The organism is Desulfuromonas acetexigens (assembly GCF_900111775.1).
Classification (GTDB): domain Bacteria; phylum Desulfobacterota; class Desulfuromonadia; order Desulfuromonadales; family Trichloromonadaceae; genus Trichloromonas; species Trichloromonas acetexigens.
The window spans coordinates 62,541-77,256 of record NZ_FOJJ01000006.1; the positions used below are offsets into that span (position 1 = coordinate 62,541).

Annotated in this window: 17 protein-coding genes; 14 read left to right on the plus strand and 3 right to left on the minus strand. The window is 60.7% G+C overall.

The genetic code is table 11. The features are described from left to right. Nucleotides 1-15: 15 nt before the first annotated feature. The 11 genes from BQ4888_RS05190 (at nt 16) to tsaA (ending at nt 9,279) form a co-directional block, all read left to right on the plus strand. Entirely contained in the window at nt 16-555 is a 540-nt protein-coding gene (locus tag BQ4888_RS05190; RefSeq protein WP_276609586.1) for an NUDIX domain-containing protein, read from the plus strand. A 3-nt stretch (nt 556-558) separates the two neighbouring features. After that, complete coding sequence (locus tag BQ4888_RS05195) at nt 559-1,698, plus strand: hypothetical protein (protein ID WP_092054526.1); 1,140 nt, start codon at nt 559-561, stop codon at nt 1,696-1,698. 137 nt (nt 1,699-1,835) lie between these two features. Next, nucleotides 1,836-3,218, plus strand: a complete 1,383-nt coding sequence (argH, locus tag BQ4888_RS05200; RefSeq protein ID WP_092054529.1) for an argininosuccinate lyase — start codon at nt 1,836-1,838, stop codon at nt 3,216-3,218. Between the two features lie 31 nt (nt 3,219-3,249). Continuing rightward, nucleotides 3,250-4,020, plus strand: coding sequence for a fibronectin type III domain-containing protein (locus BQ4888_RS05205; RefSeq protein WP_092054532.1), 771 nt, complete (start codon nt 3,250-3,252; stop codon nt 4,018-4,020). A 167-nt stretch (nt 4,021-4,187) separates the two neighbouring features. Next, nucleotides 4,188-5,063, plus strand: a complete 876-nt coding sequence (gene dapA, locus BQ4888_RS05210; RefSeq protein ID WP_092054534.1) for a 4-hydroxy-tetrahydrodipicolinate synthase — start codon at nt 4,188-4,190, stop codon at nt 5,061-5,063. 29 nt (nt 5,064-5,092) lie between these two features. After that, the gene (dapB, locus tag BQ4888_RS05215) at nt 5,093-5,896 is read left to right on the plus strand and encodes a 4-hydroxy-tetrahydrodipicolinate reductase (RefSeq protein ID WP_092054537.1); all 804 of its coding nucleotides are present in this window, start codon (nt 5,093-5,095) and stop codon (nt 5,894-5,896) included. A gap of 14 nt (nt 5,897-5,910) precedes the next feature. Beyond that, nucleotides 5,911-6,036, plus strand: a complete 126-nt coding sequence (locus BQ4888_RS05220) for an entericidin A/B family lipoprotein (protein WP_092054540.1) — start codon at nt 5,911-5,913, stop codon at nt 6,034-6,036. Between the two features lie 146 nt (nt 6,037-6,182). Beyond that, nucleotides 6,183-7,418, plus strand: a complete 1,236-nt coding sequence (locus BQ4888_RS05225) for an LL-diaminopimelate aminotransferase (protein WP_092054543.1) — start codon at nt 6,183-6,185, stop codon at nt 7,416-7,418. A 71-nt stretch (nt 7,419-7,489) separates the two neighbouring features. Then, nucleotides 7,490-8,125, plus strand: a complete 636-nt coding sequence (locus tag BQ4888_RS05230) for a flavodoxin family protein (RefSeq protein WP_092054545.1) — start codon at nt 7,490-7,492, stop codon at nt 8,123-8,125. Between the two features lie 168 nt (nt 8,126-8,293). Further along, a complete protein-coding gene (locus tag BQ4888_RS05235; RefSeq protein ID WP_092054548.1) occupies nt 8,294-8,764 on the plus strand; it encodes a YaiI/YqxD family protein in 471 nt (156 codons plus the stop codon). Further along, entirely contained in the window at nt 8,761-9,279 is a 519-nt protein-coding gene (tsaA, locus tag BQ4888_RS05240; RefSeq protein ID WP_092054551.1) for a tRNA (N6-threonylcarbamoyladenosine(37)-N6)-methyltransferase TrmO, read from the plus strand. The genes BQ4888_RS05235 and tsaA overlap by 4 nt, the downstream gene beginning before the upstream one ends. A gap of 73 nt (nt 9,280-9,352) precedes the next feature. On the opposite strand, the gene BQ4888_RS05245 is transcribed toward tsaA, so the two are convergent. From BQ4888_RS05245 to BQ4888_RS05255, 3 genes are all read right to left on the minus strand, one after another. Beyond that, nucleotides 9,353-9,571, minus strand: coding sequence for a hypothetical protein (locus BQ4888_RS05245; RefSeq protein WP_092054554.1), 219 nt, complete (start codon nt 9,569-9,571; stop codon nt 9,353-9,355). A gap of 218 nt (nt 9,572-9,789) precedes the next feature. Next, the gene (ftsH, locus tag BQ4888_RS05250; protein WP_276609587.1) at nt 9,790-11,700 is read right to left on the minus strand and encodes an ATP-dependent zinc metalloprotease FtsH; all 1,911 of its coding nucleotides are present in this window, start codon (nt 11,698-11,700) and stop codon (nt 9,790-9,792) included. A 125-nt stretch (nt 11,701-11,825) separates the two neighbouring features. Continuing rightward, entirely contained in the window at nt 11,826-13,019 is a 1,194-nt protein-coding gene (locus BQ4888_RS05255; RefSeq protein ID WP_092054557.1) for a M24 family metallopeptidase, read from the minus strand. Nucleotides 13,020-13,376: 357 nt separating this feature from the next. On the opposite strand from BQ4888_RS05255, the gene BQ4888_RS05260 reads away from it, so the two are divergent. From BQ4888_RS05260 to BQ4888_RS05270, 3 genes are all read left to right on the plus strand, one after another. Continuing rightward, nucleotides 13,377-13,670 carry a type II toxin-antitoxin system HigB family toxin gene (locus BQ4888_RS05260; RefSeq protein WP_092054560.1) on the plus strand — a complete coding sequence of 98 codons (294 nt, stop codon included), beginning with the start codon at nt 13,377-13,379 and terminating at the stop codon, nt 13,668-13,670. A gap of 14 nt (nt 13,671-13,684) precedes the next feature. After that, a complete protein-coding gene (locus tag BQ4888_RS05265; RefSeq protein ID WP_092054563.1) occupies nt 13,685-14,062 on the plus strand; it encodes a helix-turn-helix domain-containing protein in 378 nt (125 codons plus the stop codon). Between the two features lie 140 nt (nt 14,063-14,202). After that, a complete protein-coding gene (locus BQ4888_RS05270; RefSeq protein ID WP_092054565.1) occupies nt 14,203-14,451 on the plus strand; it encodes a BrnA antitoxin family protein in 249 nt (82 codons plus the stop codon). The last annotated feature ends 265 nt before the right edge of the window (nt 14,452-14,716 follow it).

Below are 14,716 nucleotides of genomic sequence, written 5' to 3' on the forward strand. Positions count from 1 at the left end.
AAGTAGGGGCGCAGCATGCTGCGCCCCTACGATCATCTGCCCATGGAATTCGCCAAACAACCGCGCATCAAGACTTCGGTCGTCGCCTGCGTCATCGACGAACAGGATCGGGTACTGTTGACCCGGCGCTGCATCCAGCCTTTCTGCAGCCTGTGGGTCATGCCCGGCGGCAAGATCGATCACGGCGAGGCGATCCTTGCCGCCCTGCACCGGGAAGTCATGGAGGAAGTCGGCATCACCGTGCGCGCCGAGGGGCTTATCGATGTCTACGAACATGTCGGCGTCGGCGAAAAGAATGATCATTTCATCATTCTCTATTACCGGGCCAGCCCTTTATGCCTTGACCTCAAACCGAACGGCGACGAGTGTACCGAGGCGATCTGGGTCGGGAAAACCGAACTGCCCCGCTATCCGATGCCCCCCGGCACCCGCTACATCCTCGGCAAACTCTTCCCCGAGCTCGGCTGGCATGAAACTGCGCCGCCGGAACGCCACCCCGACGAGGAACTTCTCGACGAAAACCTGCCCCAGGTCCGCCCCGCCGAAGAAGGCTAAGCCATGTTCAAGATTGTCGACAAGCCGATCCACATCGACTTTCTCCACGGCCATCATCTGCATTGCATGGTTTGCCAGATCCCCAGCCACCTGGCCATGCGTGACGCGGCCTGCCGGCTGGTCGACCCGGAAGCAGGCTGGCAACGGATCCGGTCGATTCTGGAACTGGTGCGCGAGGGGCAGGGCAATCTGAAGAAATGCCACTTTCTCATCTTTCCGGAAGCGATCATGCCCTTGGCGCGGGTGGAGGACGCACTGGAAATCATCGTTTCCGGCTTTCGCCCCAACTCGGTGGTCATGTTCGGCATCGAGCACATGCGCCTCAGTGAATATCGCGACCTGTTGCGCCGCTACCCGGCCGACAACGGCGAAGCCCTGGCCTCGGTGGAGGAAGACCTCGACTCGGGGGACATCGAGCAGTTGCCGACCAACGTCGCCGTGACGGTGGTCAAGGAGGCGGATGGCCGCACCAGGATCTTCCTTTTGGCCAAGAGCCATCCCTTCGTCGGCGAGGAGCATCTCGACGCCCAGCACGACCTCTACCGGGGCAAGGTTTTCCCCCTCTTTCGCTGCCGGCCGGCCTGTTTCAACTTCATGCCGGTGATCTGTATCGACTACGTCTATCGGGATGTCTACCAGTCGAACATCAACCACATCATCGAGAAGGCCAACCAGCTCTTTTTCCAGACCCGCCAGCGCCTCGACCTGCTGGCGGTCTTGCAGTTCAACCCGAAACCGGAACACCGCGCTTTCCGCGATGTGGTCAACGGCTTTTACGGCGAATATCTCGCCTACACCCCAGGAGTGCGGGACACCATCACCGTCTTCTGCAACACCTCGGGCGAATCGAGCGGCATCGTCGGCAACGGCACCTTCAGTTTCGGGCACTCCTCGGTGGTCATCCACCAGAGTCACAAAATCGGCCCAACGACGGATCCCGAGTTCGAAGTCGACGACTTCGGCGGCTTGCCGGTCTGCCGGTTGCGCTTCGGCACGGCGACCCGGCTCTACTATTTCAACCTGCCGCTCTTTCACGAACTCGACCCCCGCACCACCCGGGTGCCGCTAAAGATCCACGGCATCTTCCGTCCCGAGGGAGACCAGTGGCAACGGATCGAGGAAACCGGAAAAATGCAGATGTAAAATCATTCTCTCGCCCGTTCGCTTCGCACACTCGAGCGAGTGGAATGAGCGGGCGCGAGGCCGCTTTTTGCTTTTTGGCTTTTCAACCCGACCCGACAACACCTTTGACCGATTGCAGATAAACACAGGAGAGACGCATGGCGCAAAACCAGCTCTGGGGCGGCCGCTTCACCCAGCCCACCGACAAGTTCGTTCAGGAATTCACCGCCTCCATCGATTTCGACAAGCGCATGTATCGCTACGACATCCAGGGCTCCATCGCTCACTGCCGGATGCTGGCGAAACAGGGAATCATCGCGGCGGAAGAAGCCAAGACCATCGTCGCCGGGCTGGAGGGGATCCTTGCCGACATCGAGGCCGGGAACTTCGAGTTCTCGGTGGCACTGGAAGACATCCACATGAACATCGAGGCGCGGCTCATCGAGCGCATCGGCCCGGTCGGCGGCAAGCTGCACACCGCCCGCTCGCGCAACGATCAGGTCGCCCTTGACGTGCGCCTCTATCTGCGCGACGAACTGAAGGCGATTCTCGCCTACCTGGGCCAGCTACAGGAGTCGCTGCTGGCCCAAGCGGAACAGAACCTCGCGGTCATCATGCCCGGCTACACCCATCTGCAGACCGCCCAGCCGGTCCTCTTCGCCCATCATATGCTCGCCTACTACGAGATGATGAAGCGCGACGCCGGCCGCATGATGGACGTGGCCAAGCGCCTCAACGTCCTGCCCCTCGGCGCCGGGGCGCTGGCCGGGACCACTTTCCCCATCGACCGCGAGTTCGTCGCTGAGCAACTCGGTTTCGACGGGGTGACCCGCAACAGCCTCGACTCCGTCTCCGACCGCGACTTCGCCATCGAGTTCTGCGCCGCCGCCAGTATCCTAATGATGCACCTGTCGCGCCTCTCCGAGGAGCTGATCCTCTGGTCCTCCGCCGACTTCAACTTCATCGAACTGACCGACGCCTTCTGCACCGGCTCATCGATCATGCCGCAGAAGAAGAACCCCGATGTGCCGGAACTGGTGCGGGGCAAGACCGGCCGCGTCTACGGCAACCTGATTTCGCTTTTGACCCTGATGAAATCCCTCCCCCTGGCCTACAACAAGGACATGCAGGAAGACAAGGAGCCGCTCTTCGACTCCATCGACACGGTCAAGGGCTCGCTGAAGATCTTCGCCGACATGATCGCGCTGATGAAGGTCAAGGCCGAGAACATGCGCGTCGCCGCCGCCCGGGGCTTCTCCACTGCCACCGACGTGGCCGACTACTGCGTGCGCAAGGGCCTCCCCTTCCGTCAGGCCCACGAGGTGGTGGGCAAGACGGTGCGCTACTGCGTGGAAACCGGCAAGGACATCCCCGAACTCTCTCTGGAAGAATTCCGCCGCTTCTCTCCGCTGATCGAGAACGACATCTACGACTTCGTCACCCTCGAAGCTTCGGTCAACGCCCGCCGTGCTACCGGCGGCACCGCCCGCGCCGCGGTGGAACGGGAGATCGCCCGGGCCCGGGCGGAACGCCGGGGATAAACCAGTTACGCACTACGAAGGGATGCCGTCGATGAAATCCACCCTGCTCTACCGCCTGCTACCGCTCTTGACCTGCCTGCTCTTGGCGCTTGCCGGCTGCGGTAAGAAAGGCCCGGTCAAACCGCTGGAGAAACCGCTCCCCGCCTCCCCCCAGAAGCTGACGGCGGTACAGCAGGGGAAACGCTTTCAGGTGGCCTGGGACATTCCCAAGATCAACCAGGACGGCTCTTCCTTGAACGACCTGCAAGGCTTCCGGGTCTACAAGATGCGCTACAACCCGGCCGACGACTGCCCCGAATGCCGCGACACCTCGACCCTGTTGCTGCAAGTCGATCTTGACTTCCTGAAGAACGCCGAACGGCGGGGGGATCGCCTGACCATCTGGGACAACGTCTTGCAGACGGGCTTCGGTTACCAGTACCGGGTGACCCCTTACACCACGAAGAATCGCGAAGGCGAACCGGCCATCGTCCGCCGCCCCTTCCTTCCAACTTTGGCCGGTCCCCAATGGCAGGAAGTCAGCGGTCACGACCGCATGGCACGCCTCTTGTGGAAGGCGCCGGAGCTTCCCGCCGCCGCCGAGCTCGTCGGCTACAATCTCTACCGCCTCGCCCCCGGAGAAGAGCCGACCTCCCTGCCGGTCAACAGCTCCCCGCTGACCGATACCAAGCATGAAGATTTCGGCCTGCAAAACGATGTCACATACAGCTACAGCCTGCGTGCCATTGTCCGGCTCAACGAAACCCTGGTCGAAAGCGAAGCCTCTCAAGCCATTGAAGTCACGCCCCGTGTCGGCCGGTAAGCCCTGGCGGTTTTTTGACTTTGCTTCCAGGATATGCTAGTTATACCCTCCTCGCCGACTCAGGAGAACGGCATCTCCGGGCCGAGACGCGTTGGAGAAAACCTGTTTTATAAATTTGCATCGACACATATCTCTCGATAGGGACAACTTACTTTCCGGAGGAAATCATGTTCAAAGGTTCGATGGTCGCCATCATCACCCCCTTCACCCCCGACGGCCGGGTGGATGAAGAAAAATACCGCCAGCTCATTGAGTTCCAGATTGAAAACGGCACCGACGTCATCGTCCCCTGCGGAACGACCGGCGAGTCGGCTACCCTCGACTACGAGGAGCACGACCGGGTCATCCAGATCTGCATCGAGCAGGTGAACAAACGCGTCCCGGTCATCGCCGGCACCGGCTCCAACAGCACCACCGAGGCCATCGAACTTTCCCTGCACGCGAAAAAGATGGGCGCCGACGCCGTGCTGCTGGTTTCGCCCTACTACAACAAGCCCTCCCAGGAAGGCCTGTACCAGCACTACAAGAAGATTGCGGAAAGCGTTCCCCTGCCGCAGATCCTCTATAACGTCCCCGGCCGCACCGGCATGAACATGGAGGCCAAGACCACCATCCGCCTCGCCGAATTTTCCAACATCGTGGCAATCAAGGAAGCCTCGGGGAACATTACCCAATCCGGGGAAATTCTTGCCGCCGCCGGCGACAAGATCGACGTCCTCTCCGGTGACGATTTCCTGACTCTGCCGCTCATGGCCGTCGGCGCCAAAGGAGTGATCTCAGTCACCGCCAACATCATGCCGAAAGAAGTCAAGGCGATGGTTACGGCCATCCAGGAAGGGCGCTGGGACGATGCCCGCGGGATGCACCTGAAGATGCTCGACATCCATAACGCCATGTTCATCGAGTCCAACCCGGTCCCGGTGAAGACCGCCGCCAGCCTCATGGGCAAGTGCGGCGCTACCGTGCGCCTGCCCCTGGTTGACATGCAGCCCCATACCCTGGAAACGCTCAAAAGCGTGATGAAGGGCTACGGGCTGATTTAACCGTTACATCCATTATCAAGGGATTGTTTATGATCAAGATTGCCGTCACCGGCGCCGCCGGGCGGATGGGCGGACGCATCATCACCGCCATCAAGGAAGCACAAGGGATGGAACTGGCTGGGGCCTGCGAACGCCCCGGGCACGAAATGATCGGCCAGGATGCCGGCCTTATCGCCGGTTGCGGGGAAAGCGGCGTGGCGATTTGCGGCAGCCTGGAAGAAGCCCTGAAGAGCGCCGATGTGCTCATCGACTTCACCTTCCCCGAAGTCACCCTCGCCAACCTCAAGGTCTGCGCGGATCTGGGCAAGACCATCGTCATCGGCTCCACCGGCTTCACTCCCGAACAGCGCAAGGAAGCCGAAAGATACGCCGCGAAGATCCCCGTCGTCCTCGCTCCGAACATGAGTGTCGGCGTCAACGCCTGCTTCAAGTTGCTCAAGGAGGCGGCCCAGATTCTCGGCGATGGCTTCGACGTGGAAATCGTCGAGCTGCACCACAACAAGAAGAAGGATTCCCCCTCGGGCACCGCGGTGCGCATGGGTGAGGTGGTGGCCGAGGCCCTCGGTCGCGACTACAACCAGGTCGCCAATTACCACCGCGAGGGAATGTGCGGCGAGCGCACCAAGGAAGAGATCGGCATGCAAACGGTGCGCGGCGGCGACATCGTCGGCGAGCACACCGTCTACTTCATCGGTATGGGCGAGCGCATCGAAATCAGCCACCGGGCCATGAGCCGCGACATGTTCGCTCGGGGTGCAGTCCGCGCCGCCGGCTGGCTGGCCGGGAAACCGGCGGGGATGTACGACATGCAGGACGTTCTCGGACTTAAATAAACGGAGGTGACATCATGACCCGACTGATGATGCTGCTGCTGGCGGCGGCCCTCTTTCTCGGCGGCTGCGAAACGACCAAAGGCGTCGGCAAGGATATGCAAAAAGCCGGCGGCTGGATCGAGGAAAAAGCCAGTAAATAAAAAAGCAATCTCACGCCCGTTCGCTTCGCTCACTCAAGACGCAAAGCCGCGAAATAAAACCCAAATTATGCACTTAAACGCTTTGCGGCTTGGCGTCTTTGCGTGAGATCTGATTTTATTTTCAAGTTATCACCGGAGGAATTTTAATGGCTCGTATCAACGACAATTACCTGAAACTCAAAGCCGGCTACCTCTTTCCCGAGATCGGTCGCCGGGTGCGTGAATTTACCACGGCCAACCCCGATGCCAAGGTCATCCGCCTCGGCATCGGCGACGTCACCCGGCCCCTGGCTCCGGCCGTGCTCAAGGCCTTCCACGACGCAGTGGATGATCTCGGCACCACCGATCATTTCGCCGGCTACGGCCCCGAGCAGGGCTACGACTGGCTGATCAACGCCATCATCGAGAAATCCTACAAGCCTCTGGGCGTCTCGCTCCGCACCTCCGAGATGTTCATCTCCGACGGCTCCAAGTGCGACTGCGCCAACATCCTCGACATCTTCGCCCTCGACAACGTCGTCGCCATCGGCGATCCGGTCTACCCAGTCTACAACGACACCAACGTCATGATCGGCCGCACCGGCGAAGCGGACGAAAAAGGGTACTACCAGGGGGTCGTTTATATGCCCTGCACCGAAGGGAACGACTTCGTGCCGGAACTCCCCGAGAAGAAGGTCGACATCATCTACCTTTGCTCGCCGAACAACCCGACCGGCACCGTCGCCACCAAGGAACAGCTCAAGGCCTGGGTCGACTACGCCAACGCCAACGGCGCGATCATCCTCTTCGACGCCGCCTACGAGGCCTTCATCACCACGCCGGGGATTCCCCATTCCATCTACGAGATCGAGGGCGCCAAGACCTGCGCCATCGAGTTCCGCTCCTTCTCTAAAACCGCCGGCTTCACCGGCGTGCGCTGCGGCCTGGTCGTGGTGCCCGAAGAGCTGATGGGAACGACCGAAACGGGAGAAAAGTACAGCCTCAACAAACTCTGGAACCGTCGCACCACCACCAAGTTCAATGGTGCTTCCTACCCGGTACAGAAGGCCGCTGCTGCCGTCTATTCGGACGAAGGCTGGAAGCAGACCAAGGAAATCATCGACTATTACATGGATAACGCCCGCATCATCCGAGAAGGGCTCTCCCAAGCCGGCATCACCTGCTTCGGCGGGGTCGACTCCCCTTACATCTGGCTGAAAACGCCGGGCGGACTTTCCAGTTGGGACTTCTTCGACAAACTGCTCAATGAGTGCCACGTCGTCGGCACGCCGGGAAGCGGCTTTGGCCCCAGCGGCGAAGGCTACTTCCGCCTCAGCGCCTTCGGTCACAAAGAAAACGTGATCGAGGCGGTGGAACGGATCAAGCAGAAGTGGGGCAAGTAAAATGACGAAGGGCGGCTGTTCAGGCCGCCCTTCTTTGCTTTCCCTCACACCAACAAACGGAGGAGATGAACATGAAAGTCGTAGCATTTAACGGCAGTCCCAACCGGGAAGGCAACACCTGGCATACCCTGAAGATGGTCACGGCCGAGCTCGAAATGGCGGGGATCGAGACTGAGATCGTCACTGTGGGGGACAAGGCGATCCGCGGGTGCATCGCCTGTGGCCTGTGCGCCAAGAACAAGAACGAGCAGTGTGTGCTTCCCGGCGACGAGGTAAACGCCTGGATTCAGAAGATGAAGCAGGCCGACGGCATCCTGCTTGGCTCGCCGGTGCACTACGCCGCCATCTCGGGAACGATGAAGTCCTTTCTCGACCGAGCCTTCTACGTCGCCGGCATGAACGGCGGCCTCTTCCGCCACAAAGTCGGCGCCTCGGTGGTCGCTGTGCGCCGCTCCGGCGGCCTCCCCGCCTTCGAGCAACTCAACAATTTTCTGATGTATTCCGAGATGCTGATCCCCACCTCGAACTATTGGAACGTCATTCACGGCCGAATGCCGGGGGAGGTGGCGAAGGATGAGGAAGGGGCGCAGATCATGCGGGTGCTGGGGAAGAATATGGCCTGGCTGCTGAAGCTGGTGGAACACGGCAAGGGGGCGGTGGTCCCGCCGACGCAAGAAAAGAAGGCCTACATGCACTTTGTTCGGTGATTCGCCCGAGCCGGCATTTGCGCGGAGTTGGGCCGACAGAGGACTTTGGGCGAAAACCGAAAATCGCGGCGCCCGGACGATTCTCGCGCCTCCGCCGCGCCGATCTTCCCCCGCTCTGCCGAAATATGTTAGGCTTCGCCCCGCCAATCCCCCAAGAACAGGAATAATATGCAGATCTGGGTCGACGCCGACGCCTGTCCCCGCGTCATCAAGGACATCCTCTTCCGCGTCGCCGAAAAGCGCCGCATCCCGCTGATTCTGGTGGCCAACCAGGCGCTGCGCGTGCCGCCCTCGAAGTACATCCGGTGCATCCAGGTCGGCGCCGGCTTCGATGTCGCCGATGGCCGGATCGTGGCGGAGTTACGGCCCGGCGACCTGGTGGTCACCGCCGACATTCCCCTGGCCGCGGCCGTCCTCGACAAAGGCGGGCACGCCCTCGACCCACGTGGCGCCCTGATGACGACCGACACCATCGGCGAGCGGCTGATGATGCGCAACGTCCTGGATGAGCTGCGCGGCTGCGGCATCGAAACCGGCGGCCCGCCACCTCTCAGCCCGAGCGACCGTCAGGCCTTCGCCAACCGGCTTGATGCGTTCCTGACGCGACATACCCCTTTGCCGCCCATTTCCCCACCATGACCCAAGAAGCCTTGTTCACCTACCGTCCCATCGGCCTTCTGCGCTCCCCCTATGCGCGCCGTATCGACGCCCCCCATCAGGGGACGGTGACGCAAGGGACGAAAACGGGGGAAGCGGCGACGGCGACGCTGGAGTTGGCGGGCTGGCTGGACGAGCAAATCCTTCAGGATCTGGAGGGTTTCGAGCGGTTGTGGCTGATCTATGCCTTACATCGCAGCGACGGCTGGAAACCTACCGTCAAGCCGCCCCGGGGCGGGCCGAAGCGGGGAGTTCTTGCCACCCGCTCCCCCCATCGCCCCAACGCCATCGGCCTGTCTGCGGTGGAACTGGTCAAAGTGGAAGGAAGAACCTTGCATCTGCGTGGGGTCGATCTGCTCGACGGCACGCCGGTATTGGACATCAAACCCTACGTCCCCTACGCTGACGCCTTTCCCGACGCCAAAGCCGGGTGGATTGACGAGCTGGACGCCCACCTCGGGTGCCGTTCGGCTCCGGGACCGCGCAAGCCCCGATAAACAGTGCCCCTGCTCAAAAAACGAAGGACGGCCAAAGAAGCCGTCCTTTTTTATCGATGGGGGATGTGAACAATTACGGCTGGGCGTTTTTTTCCGCCAACACGCCAACGGTGCGGGAAAGCTTGGCCTGCTCGATCTTCTCGGAGAGGAGGACGGTACAGACAATGAGGAAAATAATCATGATGAGCATGGGCAGGGCGTCGCGCAGCAAAAAGGTCAGGAGGCCGCGCCTCGGGCCTTCTTTCACGGCAACCCGTTCTTGGAGCTCTCGGTGGTCAGGTCGCGTTGTCATGGATGTTCCTTTCCCTCAATAAACAAACTCATCAAAAGGGATGAGAAAACCTCGTAGCAGATTGAAAAGCAAGGACCCTGCCAACTCGAAAAGGCCGGCTAACCCCCGGGATTCAGTGGAAAACAACTCACGGACAACCGCCTCTTGCGTCCCTCAACTGTCGGTTTTTTTGACACTTGTGTTAAAAAAGCCATACAGATGAGACCACCTCCCCCGCTTCAGGATTGTCCTTTTGCCTCCGCACTCCCTCCCTCATCGAGGCGCAAGTTGGCGGCGGCGAAAAACTCCGTCAGCGCCCCTTCGTCCAGCACCTCTTCGACCAGCAGTCGTTCGGCCAATTGCTCCAGCACCGGCCGATTCCATTCCAGCAGGTTTTCGGCCCGGCGCTCGGCTTGCCGGGACAACGCCTCGATCTCTTTGTCGATCAGCCGGGCGGTCTCTTCGCTGAAAGTCGTTTCCGTCGCCAACTTGCGCCCAAGGAAGGGATGCTCCACCCCCCGCTCCAAACTGACCGGCCCCAGCCGTTCGCTCATCCCCCACTGGCAGACCATCTTCTCGGCGAGGTCCGTGACCTGCTTCAGATCGCTCTGCGCCCCGGTGGAATATTCGCCGAAAATTAGCTTTTCGGCGGCGCGGCCGCCGAGGCTGATGGCCAGGCGATCCGTCAGATAGCCGTAGCGGTAATGATAACGGTCGTCGGCGGGGAGTTGCAGGGTCACGCCAAGAGCCTGCCCCCGGGGGATGATGGTGACCTTGTGGATCGGGTCGCTCCCCGGCAGGCACTTGGCCACCAGGGCGTGGCCGGCTTCGTGAATGGCGGTGATGCGCTTTTCCTCGTCGGAGAGATAGAGCTTGCGCTCCAGCCCCAGCAGATGACGGTCCTTGGCCTTATCCAGGTGTTCGTTGCCGATCGCCTCGGCCTGCTCGCGTCCGGCGATGAGCGCCGCCTCGTTCATCACCGCCTCCAGATCGGCGCCGACCATCCCCGGCGTCCCCTTGGCCAACGGCGTCAGGTCGACATCCTCGGCCAGCTTGACCTTGCGGGCGTGGACCTTGAGGATTTCCAGGCGGTCGCGCCAGTCGGGACGCTCCACCACGACTTGGCGGTCGAAGCGCCCCGGCCGCAGCAGCGCCGTATCGAGCACGTCCGGGCGGTTGGTGGCGGCGAGCACGATCACTTCCTGATGGGGCTCGAAGCCGTCGAGCTCGGACAGGAGCTGGTTAAGGGTCTGTTCCCGCTCGTCGTTGCCGCCCCCCAAACCCGCCCCCCGGGACCGGCCGACGGCATCCAACTCGTCGATGAAAATGATGGCCGGGGCGCTCTTTTTGGCGTTCTCGAAGAGGTCCCGCACCCGACTGGCGCCGACGCCGACGAACATCTCAATAAACTGGGAGGCGGAAATGGTGAAAAACGGTACCTCGGCCTCGCCGGCCACGGCCCGGGCCAGCAGCGTTTTGCCGGTTCCCGGCGGGCCGACCAGCAGAATGCCGCGCGGCACCTTGCCGCCAAGGCGGCTGAAATGCCGGGGATCGCGCAGGTAGGCGATGATTTCCCCCAACTCCTGCTTGGCCTCGGCGAGTCCGGCGACATCGTTGAAGGTGACGCGGGAGAGTTGCTGACTGTAGAGTTTCGCCCCGGAACGGCGGAACTGACCGAAGAGCCCGCCGCCCGGCCCGTTCGACTCGCGCATGCGCTTGAGGACAAAAACCCAGACGCCGATGATCAACACCCAGGGGAGCAGGGAGATCAGCAGCGAGGCCCAAAAGGTCGGCTTTTCGCTCGCCTGCGCCTCGAGTTCCACGCCGTTTTTTTCCAGCAGCGGCAACAGTTCCGGATCGTCAACCGGTGGCAGCACCGTCTGGAAACGCAGGTAGGCGACGGGAGCCATGCCTTCATCAGCAGGAATCTCCACGGCATCGCGGAAGTTGCCCGTCACCCGTTCGCCACTCATCCGCACGCTCGCCACCCGGTCGCGGGCGAGTTCCGCCTTGAAGCGGCTGTAAGACAAATCGGCGACCGGTTCCTGCTGGGGAGCGAAGAGCAGCATGTAGGCAAAATTCACCGCCAGCATCAGAACCATCAAGAGCAGCAACCGTTGCCAGGGATCATTGAGTTTCGCATTCGCCATGATCAACCGCTCCTTTCCAACCGGTGTTCCTGAACAAGATTAACAGGCCTCGGAGAAAAGTCGTCCCGGCAGCAAAAAAGGGAGACCGAAACGGCCCCCTTTTTTGCTGAATCCTTCCTATTGCCTCAACCGACCGCCAAAAGTCCGGGATGCAGTCCGGTCAGACAGCGCCCGCCGGTGGGGGTAACGACGAAGGTATTTTCGGTGCCGACCATGCCGATGCCGGCGATCCCCTTTTTCGGTTCGACGGCCAGGACCATGTTTTCCTGCAGCGGCTCGTCGAAGCCCTTGGCCAGCACCGGCCATTCGTCGATGTGCAGGCCGATGCCGTGGCCGAGAAACCGCGCCTGGCGCGTGCCGAAGCCCATGAATCCGTCGAGGAATTCCGGTTCCAGCGCGCCGGTGATTTGCGCGTAGATTTCCGAGGGAATCGCGCCGGGCTTGAGCAGCGCGGCAACAGCGGTCTCGATCTCGATGCATCGCCGGTGGATGCGCACCGCCTCCTCGGGCAGTTGGCCACGATAGACGTAGGTCAGGGTTTTGTCCGTGTGGTAGCCGTCGACCCCGCAACCGATGTCGACGAAAACCAGATCGCCGGGACGCAGAAGCCGCTTCCGGCTGCCGAGCAGGGGCACCGCCGGGCTCATGCCGTAGTTGCCGCCGGGGCCGTCGAAGGAAGTGGGATAGATCGAGCTTTCGCCGAAACAGATGTGGCCGAGAAGGATTTCCGTCTCGTACATGCCGAAACGGGCCAGGCCGTGATGGCCTTCGCGGATCATCGCCCCATAGAGCTCTCCGGCGAATTCGGCTTCGCTGATCCCTTCCCGCAGCAGTTCGGGGACGCGTTCTTCGAGGATGCGCTGGTGGATACGGCCCGACTCTTCCATGCGTTCCAGCTCATAGGCGCTTTTCACCGCCCGCGTCGCCGCCAGGGAAAGATCAGCGGAAGCGCTCCGGGCAAAGCCAAAATGCTTGTTGAAGCGCTCGTAAACCGCCAGCGGCACGCGCTCGCTTTCAAGATGGACGGTATCGGGGAGCGCTCCCATGGCGGCGGCCGCGTCGCGAAAGCTGGTCATCGGCCGGATGTCGCCGAATTCCGATTCATTCAGGGCGCGCTCCAAGCTGCGCCGCACCCAGTAGACGGCGGCGCCGCTGCGGGGTACGAGGAGGACGGCATCCTGCATGGTGCCGGTGAGATAGAACTGGTTGATCTTGCCGAAGACCGCCAGCAGCCGCCACTCGGGGCTATCGTGGTCGAGGCGGGCACGCAACGCCGCCAGGCGCCGTTCCAGTTCGGCGCGGGGAACTTTCTGAAACATGGGCATTCTCCTTGATAAAATCGCAATCCGTCAAATCACCCCTCCGCCGACATCGTACACCAGAGAATGGCTTTCGCAAAGTCGGAGCATGGTCCGAGAAGGGAAATCCCTTGCCGCTCCCGCCTGTTTACGCGGCCGTCACCGACATTGAATTTACAGCGCCGGCGACAAACAAAACGCCGCTTCAGGGATTAAACCCCTGGGCAGCGTTTGGCGTTATGAGTGAAGAAAGCAAGACAGCCGAAATGGGTGCGAACCGACTGAGCCTGAAGTAAATTGAATCTGCCGGGCAACAACTCCACTTAAAAGTGAAACAATACTTGCTCCCACCACGGGATCGTGGGTATAATAACTTCCATGCGCATCATCTCCCGTAAAACCCTCCGAGAATTTTGGGGCCAGCATCCGGATGCGCGGCAACCATTACAGGCGTGGTATGACGATGCTAAACATGCCGACTGGCATTCACCGGCGGATATCAAAAATGTTTACCGCAATGCCAGCTTTCTGGCTGACAACCGAGTCGTATTCAACATCAAGGGGAACACTTACCGACTTATCGTAGCCGTCCAGTACGCTCATGGCCTGCTGTATATCCGCTTTGTCGGCACCCATCGGGACTATGACAAAATCGACGCAAGAACGATCTGAACGGAGAAATTCAGATGGAAATCAAACCCATAAAAAATGAGGCCGATTATCAGGCAGCTCTTGAAGAGATTGAACGACTGTTCGACGCCGCGCCAGATACGCGGGAAGGGGACAGGCTTGAGGTATTGTCCACTCTTGTCGATGCCTACGAAGAAAAGTATTACAGCCTCCCCCTGCCCAACCCGATCGAGGCCATCCTGTATCACATGGAAAGCCGGGGCCTTTCGCGTCGCGACCTTGAACCTCATATCGGCAGTCGCGCCCGTGTCTCCGAGGTACTGAACCGAAAGCGTCCATTAACCATGGAGATGATCCGAAATCTGCATAGCGGACTTGGCATACCAGCGGAAGTCCTTATCCAACCCTATCCCACGCTCAAAGACGCGGCTTGACAGCAATGTGCGCTCCGGTGATAGTGCGTTCCGGAAACGGCATACTCAACTGAGGGATACAGGTCGCACGGTGACCGATTCTCTAATTCCAAGACCGCCTGATTTCAGCCCGTCGCGCAAGGGCCAAGAAAGGGCTTACTATGAAGGCTGATTACGATTTTTCAAACGCAAAACGTGGCGCCGTGGTCCCGCAACCTGGGAAAACCAGAATCACCATCTATCTGGACGACAGCGTGATTGAAGAGTTCCGCGCGCGGGCCGAATTTGCCGGAAAAGGGTATCAGACCATGATCAATGACGCCCTCAAGGAGTATCTTGCCAAGGACACCGACACCCTCGAAGAGATGCTGCGAAAGGTCATCAGGGAGGAATTGGGACGAGCCGCCTGAATGACCCCTGGTCCCAACCCAGTCGTCCAAGGATCGCCAAAACGCCGCTTCAGGGCTTTAAGCCCCTGGGCGGCGTTGGCGTTTGCTGGTGTTGTCGTTTGCTGGTTGACAATGCCCTGCGAATAACGTACGATTTCGCGTACGCAAAGGAGGCAGCCATGCCCACGATCACAGCGACCGAAGCGAGAAAACTTCTCTACAAACTCCTCGATGACGTAGCCGAATCGCACGAACCCATCCAGATCACCGGCAAACGTAACAGCGC

What these genes read in the sequence shown, in the direction of transcription:
- dapB (WP_092054537.1), top strand. Translation starts at nt 5,093, where the DNA reads ATGATCAAGATTGCCGTCACCGGCGCCGCCGGGCGGATGGGCGGACGC.
- BQ4888_RS05255 (WP_092054557.1), bottom strand. Translation starts at nt 13,019, where the DNA reads ATGTTTCAGAAAGTTCCCCGCGCCGAACTGGAACGGCGCCTGGCGGCG.
- tsaA (WP_092054551.1), top strand. Translation starts at nt 8,761, where the DNA reads ATGACCCAAGAAGCCTTGTTCACCTACCGTCCCATCGGCCTTCTGCGC.
- ftsH (WP_276609587.1), bottom strand. Translation starts at nt 11,700, where the DNA reads ATGGCGAATGCGAAACTCAATGATCCCTGGCAACGGTTGCTGCTCTTG.
- BQ4888_RS05190 (WP_276609586.1), top strand. Translation starts at nt 16, where the DNA reads ATGCTGCGCCCCTACGATCATCTGCCCATGGAATTCGCCAAACAACCG.
- dapA (WP_092054534.1), top strand. Translation starts at nt 4,188, where the DNA reads ATGTTCAAAGGTTCGATGGTCGCCATCATCACCCCCTTCACCCCCGAC.
- BQ4888_RS05220 (WP_092054540.1), top strand. Translation starts at nt 5,911, where the DNA reads ATGACCCGACTGATGATGCTGCTGCTGGCGGCGGCCCTCTTTCTCGGC.
- BQ4888_RS05235 (WP_092054548.1), top strand. Translation starts at nt 8,294, where the DNA reads ATGCAGATCTGGGTCGACGCCGACGCCTGTCCCCGCGTCATCAAGGAC.
- BQ4888_RS05260 (WP_092054560.1), top strand. Translation starts at nt 13,377, where the DNA reads ATGCGCATCATCTCCCGTAAAACCCTCCGAGAATTTTGGGGCCAGCAT.
- BQ4888_RS05205 (WP_092054532.1), top strand. Translation starts at nt 3,250, where the DNA reads ATGAAATCCACCCTGCTCTACCGCCTGCTACCGCTCTTGACCTGCCTG.
- BQ4888_RS05270 (WP_092054565.1), top strand. Translation starts at nt 14,203, where the DNA reads ATGAAGGCTGATTACGATTTTTCAAACGCAAAACGTGGCGCCGTGGTC.
- argH (WP_092054529.1), top strand. Translation starts at nt 1,836, where the DNA reads ATGGCGCAAAACCAGCTCTGGGGCGGCCGCTTCACCCAGCCCACCGAC.
- BQ4888_RS05245 (WP_092054554.1), bottom strand. Translation starts at nt 9,571, where the DNA reads ATGACAACGCGACCTGACCACCGAGAGCTCCAAGAACGGGTTGCCGTG.
- BQ4888_RS05225 (WP_092054543.1), top strand. Translation starts at nt 6,183, where the DNA reads ATGGCTCGTATCAACGACAATTACCTGAAACTCAAAGCCGGCTACCTC.
- BQ4888_RS05230 (WP_092054545.1), top strand. Translation starts at nt 7,490, where the DNA reads ATGAAAGTCGTAGCATTTAACGGCAGTCCCAACCGGGAAGGCAACACC.
- BQ4888_RS05265 (WP_092054563.1), top strand. Translation starts at nt 13,685, where the DNA reads ATGGAAATCAAACCCATAAAAAATGAGGCCGATTATCAGGCAGCTCTT.
- BQ4888_RS05195 (WP_092054526.1), top strand. Translation starts at nt 559, where the DNA reads ATGTTCAAGATTGTCGACAAGCCGATCCACATCGACTTTCTCCACGGC.